The 562-nt window shown below is 35.9% G+C and carries 1 protein-coding gene; it reads right to left on the reverse strand.

The features are described 5' to 3' along the window. Positions 1-69: 69 nt before the first annotated feature. Positions 70-450, reverse strand: coding sequence for a hypothetical protein (locus PSI23_RS21890; RefSeq protein ID WP_273557031.1), 381 nt, complete (start codon positions 448-450; stop codon positions 70-72). Between the last annotated feature and the right edge of the window lie 112 nt (positions 451-562).

The following is a 562-nucleotide window of genomic DNA, read 5'->3' on the forward strand; positions in this document are numbered from 1 at the left end:
ACTGTAAATCGCTATTACTCATCTTTTCTAATCGCTCATTATTGACACGGGTATGATAGAAGATATTATTCATGAGTATTCTACCCCTCGGACTCGTGCTATTTCTTTGCCGGCAGAGTGTGCTAAATCCAACGCAATACCGAGTAAACATGAAGCATGTTTAGCTTTTTCAGTATCCAGTAATAAAGTTAGGTAAGTTCTTAAGGCTTCTATTTCACTTGCCCCGACTTCCAATTTATCGTGCAAAGATTCATTATTGCTATTTTCCTGATTATTCCCCTCAGCTACTTCCCTTAATTTTTCAGCCAGTACTTTAGATTGACGATAAATACCACGACACATTAAATAAGTATCCGGCTCGGCTTCATTTTGAGTTGCAGTCACTACGGGAAATATTGCGGCTTCAATTTCTTCTGCAATTTCGACGGCTGCTTGTAGTTTATTGTTCATATTTAATTCCTTGTTGTAATTTTGAATTAATAGAATTAATGATTTTTTGGGTTCTATCAATAGACGCTAATAATAATTCTTCGTCATTATATATCAGTGATGAAGAGTTCCC

Source organism: Xenorhabdus yunnanensis (assembly GCF_028598805.1).
GTDB classification, from domain to species: domain Bacteria; phylum Pseudomonadota; class Gammaproteobacteria; order Enterobacterales; family Enterobacteriaceae; genus Xenorhabdus; species Xenorhabdus yunnanensis.